This window comes from Streptomyces sp. NPDC059247 (assembly GCF_042754005.1).
Classification (GTDB): domain Bacteria; phylum Actinomycetota; class Actinomycetes; order Streptomycetales; family Streptomycetaceae; genus Streptomyces.
Genome location: NZ_JBHYZW010000001.1, coordinates 911,686 through 928,855 on the forward strand (window position 1 = coordinate 911,686; position 17,170 = coordinate 928,855).

Here is a 17,170-nt window from a genome sequence, read left to right on the forward strand (position 1 = left end):
GTACGGGAGAGGGGTGGGGTACGGGGGAGGCGCTGAGACCGGGGGAGGGGCCGGGCTCATGGGGTGTCCGGGCCGTCGAGACCGTGGTCGAAGCGGCCGGCGACCCCGTGGAGGGCCGCGAGCAGCCCGTCCGAGGTGAGCGCCGAGCGGGCCCCGGCGACCAGGGACGACGCCACCGGCATCCGCCCCGCGTCCGACCAGCGCAGCCGCCCCCGGTCGTCGACGAAGCTGCGGGACCGGCCCGCGTTGTCGGGGTGCAGGCAGAAGGGGACGTCGAGATGGCCCCGGGCGAACGCGGTCCGCAGCGCCCGGCCCGGGTCGCCGTCCAGATCGAGGACGGCCTCCACGAGGGCACGGGCCTCCGCGTACACCTCGCTGTCGGCCCCACGGGGGTCCTCGGGCCTGTCGGGTCCGGCGCCGCCGGGCGGACGCTCCGTCAGGACCGCCGTCGAGGCGGCCGTCTCCAGGGCCCGTACGTTCTCGTCGACCGTCGGGATGCGGTGCGCCTCGGCGGCCGTCTTCACGATCAGCCGGTGCGCCCCGGCGCGTACGGCGATCCGGGCGGACGCCTCCAGGAGCCGGGTCGCGCCGTGCGCGGTCCGGGGGAAGACCCCCATGTACGTGTACAGCACCACGTGCCGGTCCACCTCGGGCGGCAGGAACTCGGCGGCGAGCCTGCGCAGCGCCCGTACCGCCTCCTCGTCCTGGACCGGGTCGGTCTGCTGGGCGTAGCTCAGCGAGACGCTGCGGATGCCGTGCCGGACGAAGAACAGGCCCTCCAGGAGGCTGAGCGCGACCAGCAGGCCCGGGGGGCAGAGCTGGCCGAGCATACAACCGCCGAAGGTCTCCACGTGCGGGACCCGGGGCTCCGGGACCAGGGAGGCGAGGAGTTCGCAGCCCCGCGCCCAGTTCTCGACGGACTCGGCGAGCGGGGTGCGGCCGTAGGGCAGGCAGTACGAGACGGGGCCGCCCTCGGTGGCGTCCAGGCCCGCCGCCGCCAGCGCCCGGATGATGGCCTCGGGGCGGGACGAACCGTGCCGGACCTGCACGGGGAAGGCCGGACCCGACAGACCGGAGAGCAGCTCGCGGGTGAGGGCCGCCGGGTGGGTGGCGATCGGGTAGCCGTTGAGCGGCACCCCCTCGGCGAGGGAGGCGCGGGCCGCCGCCGCGTCGCCGACGCGGGTGTAGCTGTCGATGGTGAGGGTGCCCACGGTCGTGGCCGCCGCCGCCCGGGTGCGTTCGAGACCGGTCCGCATGGCCGCCGGGTCGCTGAAGCCCATCCGGGGCTGGACCACCAGCCGGCCGTCGGCCGCGGCGGCGGCCACGAACGCCCCGAACGAGGGGGCGAGCGGGGCGCCCGGCGCCTCGGCGGTACCCGTCGCCCCCCGGCGGGGAGCCGGGGCCAGGGTGCCGCCGCTCATGCCGTGACCCGGAGGGACCCGGCGCGGTCGAGCCCGGCGACGAGGGTGCGCAGTCCGGCGACGTCGCCGTCGTCGAACACCGCGTCGCAGCCCGCCGCGAGGAGCTGGGCGGCCCGCTCGTGGTCCCGCGCCCCGGCGACCCCGAGCTTGCCGCCGATGACGACGGGCGTCGTGCCGAGACCGGGCTCGGCACGCAGCCGCCGCACGGCCGAGAGGCCGTCACGGTAGCCGTGCCCGTTGACACTGCTGATGACCACCAGACCGGGCGTGTGCGTGTGGCACGCGGCGGCCAGGAGGTCGTCCGTCACACACGGGCCGATGTTGACGACCCGGTGTCCCAGCTCCTCCAGGAGGAGCTGCAGATAGACCAGATTCCATGTGTGGGAATCGGATGCGGTGCCGGTCAGCAGAATCTTCATGGCTTCACCCTAGAATTCCGGAAAGGCGTCCGGGGGAAGTTGGAGCGGCAGATTCGACGGCAGTGCGCGGCTTCCTGGAGAAACGGGAAAAGGGCCGGACCCCGCAGTGGTCTGCGGGGCCCGGCCCTCGGGTCGGTGCGGGGTGGCGGTGTGTCAGGCGTACTGCGCGAGCAGGCTCTTCGGACGGATGTCCGTCCAGTTCAGCTCCACGTAGGCGAGCGCGTCGGAACGGCCGGCCGACTCCAGGACGACCTCCCAGCCTGCGGGGACGTCCGCGAAGGTGGGCCACAGGGCGTGCTGGCCCTCGTCGTTCACCACGACGTGGAAGGTGCCGTCGGCGTCGTCGAAGGGGTTCGTCATCGCTGTCTCCTCAAGATGCGGAATCGATGCACCGAATTCAATCGGTGAATTCGCGTGCGGAATGGGGGGTGTGGAATGGGGAGTGCTGGAACGGTGCTGTGGAACGGGGATGCGGAGTTGATGTGCGGAATTCTGTTCAGTGGGTGTGTGTGATGCTGAAGGAATCGAGCTTCCCGGCGACGATCCGGCCGATCTCCCGGAGGGGTTCGGGTTCGGTCATGCCCAGATGGGTGGAGTCGACCGTGTGGTTCTCCAGGTTCCCGTCGAGGAAGGGACGCCACGAGGCGGCGAGCGCCCCCGGTTCCTCGCCCGGCCGACGGGCCGTGAAGAACACCGTGTCCGCGGCGGCCCGTCCGGGCACGTACCGGGCTATCAGCTCCGTGTGGGTGCGGGAGGCGCCCGCCACGGCCCGCAGCTCCGCGTCGGTGAACCCGGCGAGCACCGGATCGTCCCGGCGCGCCGCCTCGATCGCGGCGGCCACCGCCGCCGGGTCGGAGAGGTCGGGGCCGTCCGCCGCCGAGGCGGCGCGGGCGTGCGCGGGGCTGCCGGGACCGGTCCGGTGCACGTCCATCAGGGCCAGCAGCTCCACCCGCTCCCCGAGCTCCGCGAGCCGTACGGCCATGGCGTGCGCCACCGTGCCGCCGAAGGACCAGCCGAGCAGCCGGTAGGGGCCCCACGGCTGCACCAGCCGGACGCGCTCCAGATACTCCTCGGCCATCTCCTCCACGCTGCCCGGGGCGTACCCCGGTTCGCTCAGGGCGCGGGCCTGGAGGGCGTACAGCGGCTGGTCCTCGCCGAGGTGCCGGGCGAGCCCGGCGTACGACCAGCCGACCCCCGTCCCGGGGTGCACGCAGAACAGCGGGCGGCGGCGGCCCCGGGTGCTCAGCGGCAGCAGCACCCCCATGGCGCCGCCGTCGGCGCCGTCCTGCTCGTGCGCCCGGAGCAGCCCGGCGACGGTCGGGGTGCGGAAGAGGTCGCGGACCCCGCGCTCCACGCCGAGGACCGTCCGCATCCGGCTCACGAGCCGGACGCCGAGGAGCGAATGGCCGCCCAGGGCGAAGAAGTTGTCGTCGATGCCGACCTCCGGCACACCGAGGATCTCGGCGAAGAGGCCGCACAGCACCTCCTCGCGGGCGCTGCGGGGGCGTCGGCCCGACGCCGTCGCGGCGGGCCGCTCCGGGGCGGGCAGGGCCCGGCGGTCGGGCTTTCCGTTGACGGTCAGCGGGACGGCGTCCAGGACGACCACGGCGGCGGGCACCAGATGCGCGGGCAGTTCGGCGGCGGCCGTCGCGAGGACCTCGGCCCCGGTGACCGTGGTACCCGCGCGGGGGACCACGTACCCGACGAGTTCCTTCTCGCCCGGCCGGTCCTCCCGGACGACGACCACGGCCTGTCCGACGGCGGGGTGCCGGGAGAGGGCCTCCTCGGCCTCGCCGGGCTCGATGCGGAAGCCGCGCAGCTTCACCTGGCCGTCGGCCCGGCCGAGGAACCGCAGTTCGCCCTCGGGCGTCCGGCACACCAGGTCACCGGTGCGGTACATCCGCCCGCCGTCGCCGTACGCGTCCGGCACGAACCGTTCCGACGTCAGCGCGGGCCGCCCCACGTACCCCCGGGCCACGTGCGAGCCCGCGACGTACAGCTCCCCCGGCACCCCCGGCGGCACGGGCCGCAGCCGCTCGTCGAGGACGTAGCCCCGGGTGTTGTCCATCGGCCGTCCCAGGAACACCCCGGGCAGCGTCCGCTGGTGGACGGCGAACCGCTGGTTGTGGGAGGCGAAGGTGGTCTCGGTGGGACCGTAGGAGTGCACGACCACGGTGTCCGGGCAGTGCGCGAGGACCCGGCGCAGGGCGCTCGGCGAGGCCGTGTCACCGCCCGTCCACACCTCCTTGAGGAGCCGCAGCGTGTCGAGACCCTCGTCGGCCATCACATGGAAGAGGCCCATCGTGAAGTAGGCGGCGGTGACCCCGTGGGCCCGGACCGTGCGGTCCAGCTCGGCCAGGTCGGCGCCGTCCCCGGGGGCGATCACCAGCTCCCCGCCGTGCAGCAGCGGCACCCACAACTCGTACGTGGAGGCGTCGAAGCCGATCGCCGAGTGCACCAGCATCCGGGCGTGGTGGGCGACGTCCCACTCGCGGTCCGCGGCCAGCGCGGCCACGTTGGCGTGGGTGACCCCGACGCCCTTGGGGCGGCCGGTGGAGCCCGAGGTGAACATCACGTACATGAGGTCGTCGGCGGCGACCGGGACACCGGGATCGCCCGGGTCCGCCACGGCACCGTCCGCCGCGTCACCGTGCCCCGTGTCGCCGTCCGCCGCGTCACCGTGCTTCGCGTCGCCGTCCGCCGCGTCCGCGACGAGCACCGGAAGACCGGCCTCCCGCGCCGCCGTCACGGCCGCCGCGTCCGCCAGGGAACCGTCCGTGACCAGGGCCCCCGCCCCCGCGTCCGCCAGCATCATCGTCAGGCGGGCCTCCGGCAGCGCCGGGTCCAGCGGCAGATAGGCCGCGCCGCACTTGAGGGCCGCGAGCGCCGCCACCACGAGCAGCGGACCGCGCTCCAGGAGGACGCCGACGGCGGGGCGCGGGGCGGGCGCGGCGGCGAGCAGCCGGTGCGCCAGGACATTGGCCCGGGAGTCGAGTTCGGCGTACGAGAGGGTCTCGGCGCCGAAGGTCACGGCGGGCGCGTCGGGCGTCCGGCGGGCCCGCTCCGCGAGCAGGACGTGCACCGGGCCCGGGGCGAACGGCCCCTCGGCGGCGGCGCCGTGGGCGGTGTCGTCGTGCTCCCGCACGAGCAGCGCGTGCTCCTCGGGCGTCAGCCGCCCCAACTCACCGATCCGCAGGCCGGGATCGGCCGCCACCGCCTCCAGGGTCGCCGCGATCCGGCCGGCCAGCAGCCCGGCGGTGGCCGCGTCGTACAGGTCGGTGGCGTACTCCAGACCGCCGGAGAGCCCGGCGGGCACGCCGTCCGGGCCGTGGGCCTCCCACAGCGCGAGCGTCATGTCGAACTTGGTCGAGCCGTTCTCCACCGCCACCGGGGTCCCGGCGAGGGCCGCGTCGCCGAGTCCGGCCGTGTAGTCCTGGTGGAGCTGCACGATCACCTGCACCAGCGGGTGATGGGCGGTGGAACGGCGCGGGTTGAGGTGCTCGACGAGCCGGTCGAAGGGGAGTTCCTGATGGGCGTAGGCCGCCAGACCGGTCTCCCGGACCCGGCCGAGCAGCTCCCGGAACGACGGGTCGCCCGACGTGTCCGTGCGCAGCACCAGCGTGTTGACGAAGAAGCCGACGAGCCCGCCGAGGGCGTCGTCGTCACGGCCCGCCGCCATCGTGCCCAGCGGCAGGTCCGTGCCCGCACCGTGCCGGGTCAGGGTCGCGGCGAGGGCCGCCTGCACCACCATGAACAGGGTGGTACCGGTCTCCCGGGCCAGCCGGGCCAGCGCCGTGTGCGTCGAGGGGCTCACGTCCAGCGGGACCCGGGCGCCCCGGTGGGTGGCCTCGGCGGGCCGGGTACGGGCCGCCGGAAGCTCCAGGACCGGCGGCAGATCCGCCAACTCCCGCTCCCAGAAGGCGAGATCGTTTTCAGCGCGCCCGTCATGGGCCGCGCCGAGCTGCCACAGGGTGTAGTCGGCGTACTGCACCGGCAGCGGCTCCCAGCCGGGGGCCCGACCCGCGAGCCGGGCGCCGTAGGCCGCCGAGAGGTCCCCGAGCAGCGGGCCCGTGGACCAGCCGTCGCCCGCGATGTGGTGCAGGAGCAGCACCAGCACCTGACCACTGCCGTCGTCCGGGGTGATCAGCCAGGCCCGCAGGGGCACGTCCCGCGCCAGGTCGAACACGTGCCCGGCGGCCGAGGCCAGGGCGCGGTCCAGCTCCCCGGCGGGCACCCCCACCACTTCGAGGACCGGCCGGGCACCGTCCAGGATCCGCTGGTACGGCTCGCCCTCGACCGCCGGGTACACCGTCCGCAGCACCTCGTGCCGGGCGGCGACGTCCGCGAGCGCGGCGGTCAGCGCCGGAGCGTCCAGGGTCCGCGCGGGCCGCAGCACGATCGGAATGTTGTACGAGGGACCGGCGCCCTCCAGCTCGTTCACGAACCACAGCCTGCGCTGCGCGTACGACAGCGGCAGCCGCTCCGGCCGCCGGGCGGCCCTGACCAGCGGCTCCCGCCGCGAACGCCCCCGCCCGGCCGGTCCGTCCCCGGCCGACCCGTCACCGGTCGCCGTACCGTCCGCGCCCTCGGCGTCCCCGTCCGCCGGGCGCTCCGCGATCCGGCGGGCGAGCCGGGCGGGGCTCGGCGCCAGGAACAGGTCCCGGATGCGGACCTCGACGCCGAGGAGCGCGCGGACCCGGTTGCAGAGCCGCACCCCCGACATGGAGTGCCCGCCGATGGAGAAGAAGTCCTCGTCGGCGCCGACCCGTTCGACACCCAGCACCTCGGCGAACAACGCCTGGAGGGCTTCTTGGTGCGGGGCCGCGCCCTGCCCGGCGCCGCTCCCGGCCGACCGCTCCGCCTCCGCCGCGCGGGCGGCGGCCAGCTCGGCGACGGCCGTACGGCGCGCCGCGAGCCCCTCCCGCTCCTTCGGCGCCACCAGGGCGAGCGAGGAGGGCCGCAGCTCCGGGTCGGCGGCGCACGCCCGCAGCACCCGCTCGAAGACGTCCAGCAGCAGCCGCGCGGTCGACCCGTCGAAGAGATCCGTGGCGTACTGCAGCCAGACGTCGAGCCCGGTGGCGTTCCCCGCCCCGTCCCGGCCGTCGAAGCAGGACGCCATCAGGTCGAACTTGGCGACCCGCAGCCCACTGTCCGCGAACCGCCCCCGCAGCCCGCCGAGTTCCGTCGTCCGCTCACCGCCCGGCGCCTCGCCCTGCACGGTCAGCATCACCTGGAACAGCGGGTGACGGCCCAGGACGCGTTCCGGGTTGAGCTGTTCCACGAGCAGGTCGAAGGGCAGCTCCTGGTGGGCGTACGCGGCGAGGTCGGCGTCCCGCACGCGCTCCACCAGCTCCCCGAAGGTCGGCGCGCCCGAGGTGTCGGTGCGCAGGACCAGCGTGTTCACGAAGAAGCCGACCAGATCGCCCAGCGCCTCGTCGGAGCGCCCCGCCACGGGGGTGCCCAGGGGGATGTCGGTGCCGGTACCGGTGGCGGCCAGGGTGACCGCGAGCGCCGCCTGGAGCACCATCATCATGCTCGCGCCGCGTTCGTCGGCGAGCCGGGCCAGCCGGTCCTGGACGTCCGCGTCGAGCCGGGCGGTGACCGTGGCGCCCCGGTGCGAGGGATCGGCGGGCCGCGGCCGGTCCAGCGGGAGCGGCGCCGCACCCGGCATCCCCGCCAACGCCTCCCGCCAGTACGTGAGCTGACGGTGTGCCAGGCTCTTGGGATCCGTCACCTCGCCGAGCAGCTCGTGCTGCCACAGGGTGTAGTCGGCGTACTGGACCGGCAGCGGCTCCCGGCCGGGCGCGCGGCCCGCGAGACGGGCGTCGTAGGCGGTGGCCAGGTCCCGGAGCAGCGGATCGACCGACCAGCCGTCACCGGCCACGTGGTGCAGCAGCAGGACGAGCGTGGACCCGCCGTCCCCGGTGTCGATGAGGCGGGCCCGGAAGGGCCGCTCGCGGGTGAGGTCGAAGGGCTCGGCGGTCCGTGCGGCGATCCGCGCGGCCAGCTCCCCGGGGGCGCACCTCTCGACGGTGAAGAGCGGCGCCGCCGTGTCCAGGACGTGCTGGTACGGCTCGCCCCCGGCGGCCGGGAACACCGTCCGCAGCACCTCGTGGCGCTCCACCAGGTCCGTCAGGGCGGCGGCCAGCGCGACCCGGTCGGGCAGCCCGTCCAGCTCCACCACGACGGGCATGTTGTACGTCGCCGAGGGGCCCTCCATCCGGCCGATGAGCCACAGCCTGCGCTGCGCGGCCGACAGCGGCACCCGGTCGGCCTCGTCGAGGAGCACCAGCGGCGGGCACGGGTCGGTGGTCCGCAGCACCTTCCGGGCGATCTTCCCCGAACTGGTCCGGGGCAGCTCCGCGACCAGCGCCACCACGCTCGGAACTGCCGCCGCGGGCATCGACTCCCTTACCGCGTCACGGAGTTCGTCCGCCCCGACGCCCGGCTCGACCACGGCGAAGGCGACCAGCCGCTTGACTCCGGCCTCCGCCTCCTGGGCGACCACGGCCACCTCCCGGACCCCCGGGTGACCGGAGAGCACCGACTCGACGGAAGCCGGGTCGATCCGCTGGCCGCCGATCTTCACCTCGTCGTCGATCCGGCCGTGGTAGTCGATCTGCCCGTCGGTCCGGAAGCTCGCCACGTCCCCGGTCCGGTAGGCGCGCTCGCCGCCCAGCGACGTGAACCGGCGCGCGTTCAGCTCCGGACGCCCGAGGTAACCCAGCGTCAGGCCACCGCCCAGGAGCCACAGTTCGCCGTCCACGAGCGCACCGCGCACCCCCGGCAGCGGACGGCCGATGGGCACGGGACCGTCTTCGTAGCCGGACAGGTCCGCGACGGTGGCGACGACGGTCGTCTCCGTCGGACCGTACACGTTGAGGAGCCGCACCCGGCCCTCCACCAGTCGGCACCACTGCGCCACCCGCTCGGGCAGCGCCGCCTCGCCGTAGATGAGGACCGTGCGCAGGCGGTCCGGGAGCGCGACGAGACCGGCGGCCAGCGCGTAGACCAGCTCGTGCCAGTACGCGGCGGGCAGATCGAGCACGCTCACCCCGTGGGCCGCGCAGCCCGCGAGGAGGTCCCGCACGTCCAGCATGTCGTCGGTGCGGAGCACCAGGACGCCGCCCGCGCCGAGCGTGCAGAAGATCTCCTGCACACTGGCGTCGAAGTGCAGCGGGCTGAACTGCAGCACCCGGTCCTCGGCGCCGATGCCGTACGCCGGGGTCGCCCCGGCCACGAAGTGGGCGAGCGAACCGTGCCCGACGACCACGCCGTTGGGCGTCCCCGTCGAACCGGACGTGTAGATGACGTAGGCGGCGTCCTCGGGCGCCCCGGGACCGCCGAGCACCAGCTCGCCCCGCGCGGCGACCTCGGCCGGCTCGGGCGCGGCGTCCCCGCAGGCGTCGGCGAGGATCGCCGCGTTGCGGGCGTCCGGCGCCTGGATGTCCAGCGGCAGATACGCGGCGCCGGTCCGCAGCACGGCCAGCAGCCCCACGATCGCCCGCACACCACGAGGCCGGTGCACCGCGACCAGCCGCCCGGGGCCCGCCCCGAGCGCGGCCAGCTCGGCGGCCCGCGCGGCGACGGCCCCGGCCAGCTCGCCGTACGTCATCCGCTCGTCCCCGTGGACCAGCGCGAGCCGCCCGGGGTCCGCGGCGACCCGGGCGTCGATCCGGTCGAGCACGAGCGGCGCGGGCCGCACCGCGGGGCCGCCGTCGAGGAGCATCGGCTCGGGTGCGGGCATCGTGGGTCCTCCAGCGGGAACGGGGGTGAGGGCCGGGGGCGTCGGTGCCGCTTGCCTCCGTGCCCCCACGCTAGGCGCGCCCCACCGGCCCGGCGGGCAGTCCCTCCGGCAGAATCCCCGGCGATACTGCCGCCACGGACTACCGCCGGGGGAGCCGTGGTACGGGTCGCCCCGCCGGGAAGCCCCCTCCCCGGAGACGGACGCCGTACGGGCCCGGTGGCGGCTCGGGAGGCGGCCCTGCGGTCAAGCAGGAACATGGATGCCCCGGCGCCGGAGGCCAAGGGGCCTGGCCCGGTCCCGCCGGACCACCGCCAGGGCCTCCGCCGGTGGCCGCGCGGCCACCTCGACGGAGGGCTCCGTCCCGGGAGGCGGGACGGACGGGGTCGGCGCCCGCCGCCGCACGCGGAACGGCCCGGCCGTCGTGGCCGGGCCGAGAACACCGCCACGGCGACGGTGGCGTACGGACGAGGGCGGGGTGAGGGCGATAGCGGGGCGGGGACGGGGATGGGTGGGGACGGACGGAGACCGGCATTGGTGCCCCCACCCCCGGAGGGGTCGGCTGAACGGCACCCTGCCTCTCCCCCGGGGGCCGACTGAATGGCACCCGCCCCGGCCGGCCCGTCGGCATCCCGCCCCGCCCCGGTGCCAGCCGGAAAGTACCCCGCCCCGGCCCCCTCCCGGCCGTCAGCTCGTCGGGACCCGTGTCCCCGCCCGGGTGCGGCGGCGCAGGGCGGGCGCCTTCGCCGGGGTCTGCGCGGCGGGTGCCGCGAGCTGCGCGGCGAGGGTGGCGACAGTCGGATGGCGGAACACCTCCCGCAGGGTGATCTCCCGGCCGAGGTCCGCCCGCACCCGGTTCACCAACTGCACCGCGAGCAGCGAATGCCCGCCCACCCGGAAGAAGTTGTCGTCCCGGCCGACCGCGCGACCGCCGAGCAGCTCCGTGAACAGGGCGCCGACCCGCTCCTCCCACGGCGTGGCCGCCTCCACCGGCGGCTCCTGCCCCGGCTCCGGCAGGGCTCCCGCGTCGACGCCGCCGTCCGCGTCCCTCGGCAGCCCGGACAGGACCACCACCACCGTCGGCACCAGATACTCGGGCAGCCGCCCGGCCGCCCAGGACCGCAGCTCCGCGGCCTCCACCGCCGCCGCGCCGGGCCGCCGCACCACATAGGCGAGCAGCCGGTCCGCGCGGACCGCCGTGGCCGCCTCCGCGACCGCCGGATGCGCGGTGAGCGCCGCCTCCACCCGGCCGGGCTCCACCACGTACCCGCCGACGGTGCGGTCCCCGAGCGTCCGCAGCACCCCGTCGGTGCCCCGCACCGCCCGCCGCCCGGTCCGCGGCGGCGGACCGCCCGCCGCGCCCCCGCGCCGGTGCACCTCACCCGGTACGCCCACCGGCGCCGGGCGTCCCCGCCCGTCCAGGACGAGCTCCTCGCCGTCCGCCGCTCCGGCCGTGGCGTCCGTGTACACCAGGTCGTCCACCCGCTGCTCCGGGTCGGCGGCGACCGCCCGCAGGGTGGCCACCAGACGTGCCGTGAGCAGCGCGGCGGTGGCCGGGGTGAAGAGGTCCGTCGCGTACTCCAGTACGCCCGTCAGTCCGCCCGGTTCCCCGGCGGCGTCCCGGTCCGCCGTCAGCGCGAACGTCAGATCGGTCTTGGCGCTGTCCGTCCCGAACGGCACCGGTGTCCCCGACAGGGCCGAGGGCGCCGCCCCGCCGCCGGAGGTGTGCACCTGGAGCATCACCTGCACCAGCGGGTGATGGGCGGAGGACCGGCGCGGGTTGAGGTGCTCCACGAGCCGGTCGAAGGGCACGTCCTGGTGCCCGAAGGCCCCGAGGTCGGTCTCCCTGACCCGGCCGAGCAGCTCCGTGAAGCGCGGGTCGCCGTCCGTGGACGTCCGCAGGACCAGGGTGTTCACGAAGAACCCGGCGAGCCGGTGCAGGGCGTCGTCGCCGCGCCCCGCCACCGTGGTGCCCACCGCGGGCTCGGACCCGGCCCCGTGACGGCTCAGCAGCGCGAGCAGCGCCGCCTGCACCACCATGAAAAGGGTCGTCCCGGTGGCGTGCGCGGTACCCACCAGGGCCCGGTGGGTCTCCGCGTCCAGGGAGAAGGGGGCCAGGGCGCCCCGGTGGGAGGGCTCGGCCGGACGCGGCCGGTCGGTGGGCAGTCCGATCAACGGCGGAAGGCCCGTCAGATTCTGCTTCCAGTAACCCAGTTGACGACTCATCAGGCTGTCCGCCCGCTCGGCGTCCCCGAGCAGCTCCCGCTGCCACAGGGTGTAGTCGGCGTACTGGACCGGCAGCGGTTCCTTCCCCGGTTCCCGCCCCGTGAGCCGTGCCGTGTACGCCTCGGCCAGATCGGCGAGCAGGTGCTCGGTGGACCAGCCGTCCCCGGCGATGTGGTGCACCAGCAGGACGAGCACCTGACCGCCGTCCGCCGCGCCGTCGATCAGGGTGGCCCGGAAGGGGATCTCCGTCGCCAGGTCGAAGACGTACCCCGCCGCCGTGTCCACCGCCGCCGCGACCCCCGCCGCGTCCGCGACCCGCACCAGCGCGAGCGCGGGCCGGACACCGGACCGGATCTCCTGGTACGGCTCGCCCGCGAGCGACGGATACACGGTCCGCAGCACCTCGTGCCGCTCCGCCACGTCCGCGAGCGCCCGCGCGAACGGCCCCGCGAGCAGCGGCCGGTCGAGCCGCCGCACCAGCGGAATGTTGTACGTGGCGCTGCGCCCCTCCAGCTGTCCCACGAACCACAGGCTCCGCTGCGCGTACGACAGCGGCAGCCGCTCGGGCCGCTCGGCCGGAGGCACCGGACGCAACGCCGGGCGCGTTCCGCCGTCGCCGTCCCGTTCCCCGATGCGCCGGGCGAGCCCCGCCGGGGTCGGCGCGAGGAACAGGTCACGGATGCCCGCCTCCCGGCCCACCACCGTCCGCACCCGGTTCATCAGCTTCCCGGCGAGCAGCGAATGCCCGCCCGAACGGAAGAAGTTGTCCTCCGCGCCGATCCGCCCGAGGCCGAGCACCTCGGCGAAGAGCCCGCAGAGGATCTCGGTGAGCGGCCCCGCGTCCGCCCCGCCCGCCGGGCCCGCCTCCCGATCCGCCGCGTGCCGCTCGGCGGCGGCGACGGCCAGCCGTGCGTGCCGGTCCGCGAGAGCGGCGCGCTCGTCCTCCCCGGCCAGGGCGAGTTCCCCGAGCCGGGCGCCGGGCCGGTCGGCGAAGGCCAGGAGCGCCCGGACGTACAGGTCGAGGAGGAGACGGGCGGTTCCCTCGTCGAACAGGTCCGTCGCGTACTGGAAGGCGACCTCCAGACCGTCGGGTCCGCCCGAGGCGCCCTGCCGTTCGGCGCACACCACCGTCAGGTCGAACTTCGCCGCCGCCAGGTCCGAGGTCTCCAGGGTCGCGGCGACCGGCCCGAACGCGATCCGCTCGGGCGCCCCGGAGTCCTGGAGGCTCAGCATCACCTGGAAGAAGGGATGGTGGGAGAGCGAACGGTCGGGGTTGAGGTGCTCCACGAGGAGGTCGAACGGCAGCTCCTCGTGGGCGTACGCGGCGAGGTCGGCGGCCCGCACCCGGTCCACCAGCTCCATGACCGTGGGATCGCCCGACAGATCGGTGCGCAGCGCGAGCGAGTTCACGAAGAACCCGACCAGCTCGTACAGGTCCTCCTCGGGACGGCCCGCGACCGGGGTCCCGATCGCCAGGTCCTCGCCCGCCCCGGCGGCCGAGAGCGCCGTCGCGAGGGCCGCCCGCACCACCATGAACAAGCTCGCGCCTGCTTTCCGCGACAGCGTGAGCAGCCCCCGGTGGGCCTCCGGGCCGATCCGCGCGGTGACCGTACCGCCCCGGTGGCTGGGCTCGGCGGGCCGGGGCCGGTCCGCCGGCAGTGCCGTCACCGGCGGCAGCCCCGCCAGGGCCCCCTTCCAGTGGTCCAGCTGCTCGCGGGCCAGGCTGCCGGGGTCGGCCGGATCGCCGAGCAGCTCGTGCTGCCACAGGGTGTAGTCGGTGTAGCGGACGGGGAGTTCGGGCCGGTCGGGGGCCTTCCCGGCGAGCCGCGCCGCGTACGCCTCCGTGAGGTCGCGCAGCAGCGGGCCGAGCGACCAGCCGTCGGTGGCCACGTGGTGGAGCAGCAGGACGAGCACCGAGCCGGGGCCGCCCTCGGGAAGGAAGAGGCTTGCGCGGAAGGGCAGTTGGGAGCCGATGTCGAAGGTCTCCCGGCCGAAGCGGGCGATCCGCTCGTCCAGGTCGGCCGCCGGGCACTCCCGTACCGACAGGGTGATGCCGGTTTCCGGGGCGACGTCCTGGTACGGCTCCCCGTCCGGCCCGGCGGGGAACACCGTGCGCAGCACCTCGTGCCGCCGGGCCAGGTCCCCGAGCGCCGCCCGGAGGGCCGGAAGCTCCGGGACCCCGTCGAGCCGCAGCACGACCGGCGCGTTGTACGTCGAGGACGGGCCGTCGAGCCGGTTCAGGAACCACAGACGACGCTGGGCGAAGGACAGGGGGATCACGGTCATCCTCGGGGTGATCGGGGGCGAGTGGAGCGGGGCCGGAAGGACGGGGGAGCGGGAGCGGGTGCGGAGGTCAGGGCTTCGGGGCGGCGAGCAACTCCTCGATGTGCCGGGCCAGATCGCGCAGGCGCGGGTGCGAGTAGACCGCCTTCACCGGCAGCGCCACCTTCAGCTCCGCCCGTACCCGCGAGACCAGCTTGATCGCGAGCAGCGAGTGGCCGCCCAGCTTGAAGAAGTTGTCCTCGGGGCCGATCCGGGAGGCGCCGAGCACCGTGGCCCACACGCCGCCGATCAACCGCTCCACCTCACCGGAGAGTTCACCGGTGTCGACGGCGCCCTCCGGCTCTCGTGCGGTGGGCGCGGGCAGCGCGGACCGGTCCAGCTTGCCGTTGGTGGTGGTCGGGAAGCGGTCCAGCGCGGTGAACGAGGACGGCACCATGTACGCGGGCAGCTCGGCCGCGAGCAGGGTGCGCAGCTCCTCCGCCGTCGCCCCGGTCCCGGTCGCCGCCCGGTAGTAGGCGGCGAGCCCCGGCGTGCCGCCCTGGTCCTCCCGTACGACCACCGCGGCTTCGGCGACGCCGGGGAGGCGGGTCAACGCGGCCTCGATCTCCGGCAGTTCGATGCGGTGGCCGCGCAGCTTCACCTGTCCGTCGGCGCGGCCCAGGGAGACCAGCCGGCCGTCCGGGCGCATCCGGCACAGGTCACCGGTCCGGTACATCCTGCCGCCGCCCGCCGGGTCCTCGACGTCCGGTACGAACCGGTCCGCCGTCAGGGCGGGCCGCCGCCGGTATCCGCGTCCCACCCGGGGTCCGGCGAGGTACAGCTCGCCGGTCGCGCCCTCGGGGACCGGCCGCAGCCTCTCGTCCAGGAGCCGCGTCCGCAGCCCGGGGAGCACGGTGCCGATGTGCGGCTCCGTGTCCGGGCCCTCGATCCACCCGGCGGTGGAGTCGACCGTGCACTCGGTGGGCCCGTACAGGTTCACCGCACGGACCGTCCCGGCGGCGGCGCGGGCCGCGATCCGCTGCCACAGCGCGGGCGACACCGCCTCACCGCCCACCAGGAGGGTCAGCGGGCGCGGTCCGCCGTCGGCCGACAGCAGGTCGAGCAGCGGATCGGCGTGCGAGGGCGTCAGATCGAGATCGGTGAGGGCGTGCACGTCCACGAAGGCGGCGAGCAGCGCGGGGTCCCGCCGGGTCTCCTCGTCGATCATCACCAGGGTGTCGCCCCGGCAGAGCCGTACCCACTGCTGGACGGAGGCGTCGAAGGAGGGGGAGGCGTTCCAGCCGACCCGTCCGCCGTCGGTGACGGCGATGCCCGCCCCCTCCAGCTCGTCGAGCAGCGCGGCGGCGGACGCCCGGCCGATCTCCACGCCCTTGGGGCGGCCGGTGGACCCGGAGGTGTAGATGACGTAGGCGAGGGTGTCGGCGGACACCGCCACCGGCAGGAACCCACCCGCGTCAGGACCGGGCGCGCCCAGCTCGGCGGCGGTCAGGTGCGGCACGCCCCCGGTGAGCGGCTCCGCCCCGGCACCGGACGTCACGACCAGGTCGGCGCGGGCGTCCTCCACGAGGTAGCGGCGCCGGTCGGCGGGCAGGTTGGGGTCGACGGGCAGATAGGCGGCACCGGCGGTGAGGGTGCCGACGAGGGCGGCGACGAGCTCCGCGCCGCGCGGCAGGCAGAGCGCGACGACGCTCTCGCGGCCGATCCCGAGACCGGCGAGGCGGGCGGCGATCCGGGCGGCCTCGGCGCGCAGCTGCGCGAAGTCGAGGGTGCGGTCGGCGGCGACCACGGCGGTACGGCCGCCGGGGACCCGGGCGAGCCGCTCCATCAGGTCGGCGGGCGCGGCGGACGGGACGGCGGTACGGGGGGCGGGCGCGGTGGCGCGCTCGGGCAGGACGGCGGTCATCTCGGGTTCACTCCCCGTGGCGGGCGGTCGAAGGGGCGGTCTCGGGGGCGCAGTCGGCCAGGGCGACCGGCTCGCCCATGGCGACGAGGATCTTCCGGTCACCCGCGTACGCCTCGCGGCCGTGGGCGCACAGGACGTTGTCGACGAGCATCAGGTCGCCCCGCTGCCAGGTCTCGCGGACGGTGACCCGGTCGTACACCTCGTTGACGATGTCCACCTCGGCGTCGGTGAGGGCCGTTCCGTCGCCCAGATAGGTGGAGAACGGCAGACCGTCCTCGCCGTAGGTCTCCAGGAGGACCTCGCGGACGTCCTCGTCGAGGGTGCGGCTGTTCCAGAACGCGAAGTGGTTGAACCAGACCTTCTCGCCGGTCACCGGGTGGGTGACGATCGCCGAGCGGCGCTGGGTGGTCCGCATGGAGTCGTCGTCGAGCCACTCGTAGCCGACGGTGTTCTCCCGGCAGTAGGCCTCGGCGACGGACTTGTCCTCGGTGGCGAAGGTCTTGTACCAGGGCAGGCCCGCCAGCTCGGAGTAGTTGCGCACCAGGAGCCAGCCGGCCCGCGCGAAGCGCTCGGCCAGCTCGGGCGGCAGCAGGCGCAGGGCCTCGCGCATGTCGCCGACGGTGGTGGCGCCGCCCTCGGCGGGCGCGGTGACGCAGCCGAAGAGCAGCACGCCGGGGAAGTCCAGGGTGTAGCTGTTCTCGTTGTGCAGCCGGATCGGCTGCACGGCAGGCAGGTCGGTGGAGGAGAACACGCCCTCGCCGAAGTCGGTGCGCGGGGTGGCCTTCTCCTTGTATCCGGCGCGCTCCCGGATGAGGGAGTCCCGGGCGCGGGCGAAGTCGGCCGCGTCGGTGACCGGGAGGCCCCGCAGGAGGACCGCGCCGGAGCGGTGCAGCTCCGCCCGGACGGCGTCGCGCTGCCCGTCCAGCCAGGCGGCGGCCTCGGTCATGGAGTCGAAGGCCGGGGTGCGGACGACGACGGGCTTGCCGGGCTCGCGGACGATGTCGAGCGCGGTCGCCGTGGTCGGTTCGGCGTACGTGGTCATGGGAAGTCCTCGGATCGGTCGGTGCGGAAGGGACAGCGGAAGGCAGAAGAGGAAGCGGAGAAACCGGAGAAACCGGAGGAAGCGGAAGGGAGAGGAGGCGGAGGGGCGAGGGCGCGGCCTGCGGAGTGCGGG

The 17,170-nt window shown here is 75.4% G+C and carries 7 protein-coding genes; all 7 read right to left on the minus strand.

The annotated features are described in order from the left end of the window. Nucleotides 1-56: 56 nt before the first annotated feature. The 7 genes from ACFXGN_RS03795 to ACFXGN_RS03825 all read right to left on the minus strand — a co-directional run bounded on the left by ACFXGN_RS03795 (nucleotide 57) and on the right by ACFXGN_RS03825 (nucleotide 17,038). A complete protein-coding gene (locus ACFXGN_RS03795; protein ID WP_384852988.1) occupies nucleotides 57-1,421 on the minus strand; it encodes a methylaspartate mutase in 1,365 nt (454 codons plus the stop codon). Further along, on the minus strand, nucleotides 1,418-1,840 hold the full coding sequence (locus ACFXGN_RS03800) for a cobalamin-dependent protein (protein WP_351784384.1): 423 nt from the start codon (nucleotides 1,838-1,840) through the stop codon (nucleotides 1,418-1,420). The genes ACFXGN_RS03795 and ACFXGN_RS03800 overlap by 4 nt, the downstream gene beginning before the upstream one ends. Before the next feature lie 153 nt (nucleotides 1,841-1,993). Next, a complete protein-coding gene (locus ACFXGN_RS03805) occupies nucleotides 1,994-2,200 on the minus strand; it encodes an MbtH family protein (protein WP_384852992.1) in 207 nt (68 codons plus the stop codon). A 136-nt stretch (nucleotides 2,201-2,336) separates the two neighbouring features. Beyond that, entirely contained in the window at nucleotides 2,337-9,587 is a 7,251-nt protein-coding gene (locus tag ACFXGN_RS03810) for an amino acid adenylation domain-containing protein (RefSeq protein ID WP_384852995.1), read from the minus strand. Nucleotides 9,588-10,271: 684 nt separating this feature from the next. Next, complete coding sequence (locus tag ACFXGN_RS03815; protein ID WP_384852998.1) at nucleotides 10,272-14,096, minus strand: condensation domain-containing protein; 3,825 nt, start codon at nucleotides 14,094-14,096, stop codon at nucleotides 10,272-10,274. A 67-nt stretch (nucleotides 14,097-14,163) separates the two neighbouring features. Beyond that, nucleotides 14,164-15,996: an amino acid adenylation domain-containing protein gene (locus ACFXGN_RS03820; protein WP_384853001.1), complete on the minus strand. Its 1,833-nt coding sequence runs from the start codon at nucleotides 15,994-15,996 to the stop codon at nucleotides 14,164-14,166. A 7-nt stretch (nucleotides 15,997-16,003) separates the two neighbouring features. After that, nucleotides 16,004-17,038, minus strand: a complete 1,035-nt coding sequence (locus ACFXGN_RS03825) for a TauD/TfdA family dioxygenase (RefSeq protein ID WP_384853004.1) — start codon at nucleotides 17,036-17,038, stop codon at nucleotides 16,004-16,006. Nucleotides 17,039-17,170: the final 132 nt, after the last annotated feature.